General features: G+C 61.9%; 4 protein-coding genes and 1 pseudogene. 3 read left to right on the forward strand and 2 right to left on the reverse strand.

Annotated elements, in window-relative coordinates; genetic code table 11:
- Positions 1 to 933, forward strand: a 933-nt coding sequence (locus NW841_RS11130; RefSeq protein WP_414386420.1) for a hypothetical protein, incomplete at its 5' end; no start/stop codon positions are given.
- A 178-nt stretch (positions 934 to 1111) separates the two neighbouring features.
- On the opposite strand, the gene NW841_RS11135 is transcribed toward NW841_RS11130, so the two are convergent.
- On the reverse strand, positions 1112 to 1909 hold the full coding sequence (locus tag NW841_RS11135) for a response regulator transcription factor (protein WP_414371175.1): 798 nt from the start codon (positions 1907 to 1909) through the stop codon (positions 1112 to 1114).
- A 97-nt stretch (positions 1910 to 2006) separates the two neighbouring features.
- On the opposite strand from NW841_RS11135, the gene fni reads away from it, so the two are divergent.
- Entirely contained in the window at positions 2007 to 3083 is a 1077-nt protein-coding gene (gene fni, locus NW841_RS11140; RefSeq protein WP_414365021.1) for a type 2 isopentenyl-diphosphate Delta-isomerase, read from the forward strand.
- Between the two features lie 2 nt (positions 3084 to 3085).
- Here fni and NW841_RS11145 read toward each other — a convergent pair whose 3' ends face one another.
- A complete protein-coding gene (locus NW841_RS11145; RefSeq protein ID WP_414386422.1) occupies positions 3086 to 5593 on the reverse strand; it encodes a sigma 54-interacting transcriptional regulator in 2508 nt (835 codons plus the stop codon).
- Between the two features lie 62 nt (positions 5594 to 5655).
- Between NW841_RS11145 and NW841_RS11150 the strand changes: the two are divergent.
- A pseudogene (locus NW841_RS11150) lies at positions 5656 to 6629 on the forward strand (RNA-guided endonuclease TnpB family protein); the annotation flags it as partial.

Here is a 6629-nt window from a genome sequence, read left to right on the forward strand (position 1 = left end):
CTCACCCACTCCCACTACGCAGAAGGCTGGCTGAGCAAGTACGGGGATCAGGCTAACCGCACTCGTCCCATTGATCATCTAGCCGTGGGCTATGTGGCAGCGGCGCTGGATGCCACTTTTGGCGAGCTGGGCAGCTACACGGCAGAGGAAACGGAGTGCATGGCGGTTACGCGCAAGGATCGCTGCGTGATCCAGGCAACTCGGCTGCCACGGCCTCAGGCTTTGGTTCCTAGCCCCGGCATGGGCAAGCTCATCGAACGTCCAGCCGATCTGCCCAAGCCGATAACAGCGGTGGACTACGACGCGGTCAACGAAGCTCTGTGGGGCATGCCTTTGGCAGGAGATGAACGGGGGCAGATTCGCGCCTTCAACGTGCTGCTCACGCGCATGCCTGCCAATTACTGCAACCGCATCCAGTACCGCTTTTTGGAAGAGCTGAAAGCAGTGCAACCCGGTCTGCAGCAGGTGGCAGAGGATCTAATTCGCGAATCGGGCCATGTCTGTGTCTTCTACACCTTTGGCAACATCATGGAGTCCCTGGAGTGGGAAACCCTTGTGGGGCCAATGCTGGAAAAGGATACCGACTGGATCCACGGGGCCTATGCCGTAGCCAGCAGCTTGGGGTGGGGTCGTTGGCAGGCTTTGGAGGTGGTGAGCGATCATTCCTGCCGGGTGGCTATTGACGGCAACTACGAGACCAACTACTTTTTGGCTTCCTACCCACGGGCAGATTATCCAACCTGCTATTTTGCCCAAGGGGCGGTGCCGGCGCTGATGAATCTGGTTTACAACGGCAACATTCAGCAGAAGCCGATTCTGGATCAAGTCTTCTACAACCGCCTCTTCCAGCGGGGTGGGCTGTTTCACGGGAAGGAGACCAAAGCCAGAGAGAAAGGGGATCCCTGGTGTGAGTTCTACGCCGAGCGGATTTAGGGATCCATGCAGGTGCGCATCCTGAGGCGGCGAGAGTGTGGAAGGGGCTGGGCCACAGACCTGCTGCTGCCGCGCTGCCTGAGCTGGCCGGAGGTGGAAGAGCTGGCGCAGGAGATAGGGGCCACCTGCCGCTGCTTTCAAAAACAGCTGGTGTGGTTGGATCTGCCGGCAGGGCGAATTACCGCTTCCTTGCGGGTGCCTCGCCTAACTTTGCGGCTCTACGACGCCGCTGTGGAAGCCCAGATCCTGGAGCAGCTGCGCCGCTGGCTCGACTCGGCTGCTGCGACAGAGGGGGCGGCTTTAGGCCAAAGCAGTAGCCAACCTGGCGCACAGTGTGAATGAGGCGGGGTTGGTGCGGATTCCCCTCTAGTTTTTTGCGTAGGGAGAGGATGTGGGTATCGACGGTGCGGGGGTTGGCGGTGGAATCGGGCCAAGCCCGCTCCAGCAGCTCTTGCCGCGAGAGAGGATCCCCATCGGCCTGGATCAGCACCATCAGTAGGCTAAACTCCTGCGGGGTGAGGTCGATGCCTTGACCGGCCAGGGTGACGCGCCGCTGCACCAGATCGATTTTCAGATCCCCATACTGCAGGAAGGTGGGGGGAAGGCTGCGCCACAGCCGACGGGTCAGGGCCTGAATGTGGGCATCCAGAAGGGGCAGGCTAAGGGGCTTGGTGAGGTAGTCGTCTGCGCCTGCCTCCAGCCCAGCGATGATGTCGGCTTCGGATCCCCGTTGGGAGAGGAGCAAAATCAACACATCGCAATGGCGATGCGCCCAGCGGCATAGTTGGAGCCCGGCACGGCTGGACAGCTCCGCATCCAAAATCAAGAGGTGGACAGGCTGCTGTTGCAGCAGGGTTTTGGCCTGGCGAATGGTCTCCGCTTCCCAAACCCGGTGCTGCGCCTGTTGCAGATGCCAACCCAGCAAGCTGCGCAGATGAGGGTTGCCTTCTGCCAGCAAGATGTGCAAAGGTTGCATGGCTACTAGGTTGGATCCCGCCCTCATCATAGACAGCGGGCCACCTTCGGACAATGTTGTTCGCCCGCTACCGGTTGGACAACCCTCTATCCAGACCATGGCCGATTCTCCATCCCCTATCTCCGAACGTAAGCAGGATCACCTAGACATTGTTTTGCAGCAGGACGTCAACGCCAAAGGGATCCGCACCGGCTTTGAGCGCTTTTTCTTCGAGCATGTGGCGTTGCCGGAGCTGCTGCTGCCGGAGATCGATCTCAGTTGCCAGTTTCTGGGAAAGCGCCTGCAGGCCCCTCTGCTGATTAGCAGCATGACCGGGGGGACAGACACTGCCCAGGAGTTGAACCTGTACCTGGCGGCTGCCGCTCAAGAGCTGGGCATTGCCATGGGGGTGGGATCCCAGCGGGCAGCTCTAGAACACCCGGAGCTGGCCCGGACTTACCAGGTGCGGCAAGTAGCTCCGGATATTCTGCTTTTGGCCAACCTGGGCGCTGTGCAGCTCAACTACGGCTATGGGCTGGAGCAGGCGCGGCGGGCGGTGGAGATGATCGAGGCAGATGCGCTGATTTTGCACCTCAACCCACTGCAGGAGGCGGTTCAGCCCCAGGGGGATCGCGATTGGCGCAACCTCTATTGCCGCATCGAGCAGTTGGTGAACCAGTTGCCGGTGCCAGTGCTGGTCAAGGAAGTGGGCAATGGTCTCAGCGCCCAAGTAGCCCGGCGGCTGGCCGAGTGTGGTGTGTCCGCCCTGGATGTGGCCGGGGCAGGGGGGACGAGCTGGAGCGAGGTGGAAGCCCATCGCCAAAGGGATCCCCTCAAGAAACGCATTGCCCACAGCTTCCGGGACTGGGGGATCCCGACAGCCTTGGCTCTGCTGGAAATCCGCCGCTTCCTGCCCAACCTGCCCCTGGTGGCCAGCGGCGGCATCCGCACTGGCATCGATGCAGCCAAAGCCATCCGCTTGGGGGCCGATGTGGTCGGCATGGCCGCTCCCGCTCTCCACGCCGTCTTCCAAGGGCGGGCCCAGGCGGTGGTGGACAGCTTCCGGGCCGTAATCGAGGAGCTGAGGATCGCCGCTTTTTGCACCGGATCAGCCAACTTGGCGCAGCTACGGCAAGCGGCTTTGCGCTGGCAAGATACCTGGGATCCGCTGCCCCCTGTCGGGGAAAGGGGTTGAAATCAAATTCCCAGCACCTGCCACAAGCTCACCTCCAGCCCTAGGGCGGCCAGATGGTAGGGCCACTGCAAACTGCGGCGGGCAATTTTGCCGGTGAGGGCCCACGACAGGAGCAAAGCCAGGATCAGGGTGGATCCCTGAAGAAACTGGATCACCGCTGGGTGGGCCTGCCACAGCACGGGAAGAGCGGATCCCGTCTGGAAGAAAGTTGCCCAAGTTACCGGCAGCACCTGGCCTGCCTCCGTCAAAAACAGGGGCCAATAGAAGGCCAACGTTCCTCCCAAAACCAGCGGCAAATAGCCGTAGATCATCTCCGCAAAGGGTCGGGGTCGCGTCCCCTGGCCTAGCTTATAGGCCAGCCCCGCCAGCCCCCAGGCTGCCAAGGGCACGAGGCTGGGGAGGCTCAAAGCCAGCAAGGCAGCCCCCAGGTGGGGCCAAAACTGCCGTAGATCCCAGCGCAAGCCCCAGCAGGAGAGGCGCTCCGCTATCTGGGGCAGGCAATGGAGATAGATGCCCCCCAGCAGCAACAGCAACAGGGCAGTTTCAGAGGTGCGCGGCGTATGGGTGGTCCACAGCTCGATCCCAGGCGGGCGCAGGTTGAACTCCACCGAGCGATGGGGACAAGCCTTGAGACAAGTCATGCAGAGGACGCAATCTTTGTTGTCTTGCAGTTGCGCCGGATGGGAGTAGAGAGGACAGCCTCCCGTCGCCATGCCTTCCCCTTTCTCGGGCCCACCTTTGTAGCACTGGTAGGTGGTGCATTCTGCCGAACAGGTGCCCTGCTGGGCCCGCAGCTCTGTCATCGAGAGCTTGGCATAAAGGCCGTTCATGCCCCCAATCGGGCAGAGGTAGCGACACCAAAACCGCCGCTCAAACACCAGTGAGCAGACCACCGCTCCGGCGGTAATCAGCAGCAGCAGCCACCCCGACAGGTAAGCCGTGTTGGGCAGATCCCAGATCTCCTCCCACAGGAAAATCAACGCGAACCCGGCAAACAGCACCCAGCCCCCCCAGCGCTCCGCCTGCGTTCGCGGCCATTTCCGCAACTGCCGCGGCCAAAGCCACAAAGATAGCCGCTGAACCAGCTCCCCGTAGATCATGAAGGGGCAGATGGCGCACCACACCCGCCCCAAAAAGGGGAACGCCAGCAGCACCACCGGCCACCACCAGGCCCAGAAAAGATTCAACCCCACATTGTGGGCCCGATCCTGAGGCCCCCAGAAGAGGAGAAACACCACCAGCGTGTAGAGAGGCAGCACCAGGCCGTAGTTGAGGCGATCCGGCCACCAGGGACTGCGCAGCAGGCGGCGCAAGCGAGGATAGGCGTTGAGCAGGTTGAGGCGAAACCGCTTGCCCCGGGGTTGGGAGGCCCAAAACACCTCTTCCCCCAACACGCTTGCCCCCGCAGCCTGCACCACTGCCCGCTCGACCAGGCTGCGCAGCTCCCGCGAGTTGCCGGGAAAGTCGTAGCTCTGCAAGCGGCGCAGCGCCTCCGGCGAGAGCTTGGGCTTGGGGATCCCCCGCCGGCGGCTGTAGAGGCTGAGAAAATAGTCGGCCATGGCTTTGATATCGGCCTTGCGCACCCGCAGCGGCGGCACTTTGATGGCCATCACCCAGGGGTCGAGGGCGGGGATGGGCCGTTCTGACACCATCAGCAGACGACAGCGACAGGGGCGCTCCTCTCCCGGATCCCCTTCCCCCCGCTGCACAGGGGTGTAGGATCCCGTCTCCAGCAGGCGCAGCAACTTGGGCATCAGCTCGGCGGGCAGCTCATGCAGGTTGTTCAACAGCAGCGTGCCCTCTCCCAGCCACTCCAGCAACCCCGGTTTGCCCCCCGCCCGTCCGAACAAGTCTGCCCCACTGGCCTGCAGGGCGCTGCAATCCACCTTGATCATGGGCTGGCGCCGCCGCGGGGATCCAAAATGGATCAGGGCGGCGACGTTGTCTTTTTCCAGGCCCGGCTCCCCAAAGATCAACACCGGCTTGCTGCTCTGGGCTGCCTCTTTAATCTGCTGCCGCAGGCGCACCGCATAGCGGCTGGAGCCGACGATCCCCCGCTCCACCTTCGGCACCAGGTAGGGGCGCAAAGCCACTTGCCGCTCCTGCTCGTAGCTGAGGCGCTCTTGAGCCTGGGCCAGAGCCTCGGCCAATTGCCCCGAGTGCTCTGCCAGCCAACGACGTACCACCGCAGCCGGGATCCAACCCCGGATCCCTGGGGAAACGGCCACCAGATCCCGCCGCAGCGGCTGCTCCGCCAGGACTTCCCCCAGATGAGCCACCGCGCCAGGCAGCAGGTTGAGAACCTCCCCGGAATGGGGATCCCGTTCTTCCCAGCGCCCCTCTAGCAAAATCTGGATCCCAGCCGGGGTGGTTCCTGCCTCCGCCAAAACCTCTCCTTGGCAAAAGGGTTGCTCCTGGAGGTGCTCCGCCAGAGGATACAAGCTCTCCAGCGCCAGGCTTTGAAACAGGGTTTGCCCCTTCAGCCACTGGGCACGCTCAACAGGGGTCATCTGAATGCGCTGGATACTCCAGCGTCTATACGGCGGGGAGGGATAACGCTAATAGGCTTGGCATGACCCAAGTCCTGACTATCTCCTGCAAGCTCAAGGTGTCTGCGTCACAAGCCGCCAAGCTGGATGCGACCTTGTCTGCTTTTGCACAAGCACTCCTCGCGCCCGCGGGCCGGAGGCCTTACTGGGTCAACCAAAACACGCCAGAGAATATAGCCAACCTTGTCAAGCTCCACTTCTTATGCTATCGCGAAGTCCGTGCACGGTTCGGGCTGTCCAGTAATCTCACTCAACAAGTGTTCCGACGGTTAGCCGGTGCCCGCAAGCTTGCCCAGCAGAAAAACCGTCCCGTCAAGGCGTTCAAGTCTGGCTTTGTTACCTACGATGCCCGCATCTTCTCTTTCCGGGAGAGGGACTGGACGGTGTCGCTGACCACCGTTGAGAGACGCGAACGCTTTGAGCTGGATGTTGGCTCCTACTAGCGGGGCAGGCTCACAGGCTCTCATCCCAAAGCAGCCACGTTGGTCAAACGCCAAGACGGTTCCTCCTTCATCCAGATTGGCGTGGAGTCTGAGGTACCGGAACTGGAGCACGCCGTCAAGGCAATGGGCGTGGATTTGGGTAGGAGGGATATTGCTCATACCTCTGAGGGGGACAACTGGAATGGACAGCAGTTGAACCAGGTCAGAGACCACTACTCCCGGTTGAGAGCGGTTCTGCAACGCAAAGCCAGTCAGGGCACACGTAGTTCTCGACGTAGGTGTCGGCAACTGCTGCAACGGCTGTCTGGTCGGGAGAGACGCTTTCAAGCCTGGGTGAACCACTGCATCTCTACTCGCGTCAGCGGGACGGAGTCCTTAGCCATTGTTGCTAGGGCCAAAGCTACCTGTAGCATCCTTGCCTTGGAGGACTTGACTGGGATCCGTGAACGAGTCAACCAACAGCCACGCAGCAAGACGGAGCGGCGGCGGTCGAACAGTGAGGCCTACGGCCCGCTAGCGCGAGGGGCGTTCTACCCGTTGCGGCAGTTTGTGCA

This window comes from Synechococcus sp. H60.3, assembly GCF_047462295.1.
Lineage (GTDB): Bacteria > Cyanobacteriota > Cyanobacteriia > Thermostichales > Thermostichaceae > Thermostichus.